The organism is Bacillus sp. EKM208B (assembly GCF_011800725.1).
Classification (GTDB): domain Bacteria; phylum Bacillota; class Bacilli; order Bacillales; family Bacillaceae; genus Bacillus; species Bacillus velezensis.
In genome coordinates this window covers 1-378 of the sequence record NZ_JAANHO010000039.1, presented here as the reverse complement: position 1 = coordinate 378, position 378 = coordinate 1, and the positions used below count along the sequence as shown (strand labels likewise).

Genomic DNA, 378 nt, shown 5'->3' with positions numbered 1-378 from the left:
GGGACTGACCCCATAAGATGAGACAAACAAAAAACACCTTCAAGTTTGAAAACGGATGATTGTTAGCCGAAATTAGACTTGGAGGTGTTTTTTCTATGGGGACAAGAGTGAGTTATCCGGTTGAAGTGAAACAGAAGGCTGTAGAAATGAGATTGGCAGGCGTGCCTATGAAAGAGATCATGCAGGAATTGAATATTAAGAATAAGACACAGGTTCAGACATGGGTTAGATGGCATAAGACTGGGGATACACATCGATTCGAACAGCCTGTCGGAAAGCAATACACTTACGGAAAAGGCCCGGAGTATTCTTCCGAATTAGAGAAACTGCAGGCAGAAAATCGTTATCTGAGACAACAGAATGAAGTTTTAAAAAAGT

The 378-nt window shown here is 41.3% G+C and carries 1 pseudogene; it reads left to right on the top strand.

The features are described from left to right. Positions 1-95: 95 nt before the first annotated feature. Positions 96-378: pseudogene (locus tag G9F75_RS19740) on the top strand (IS3 family transposase); the annotation flags it as partial.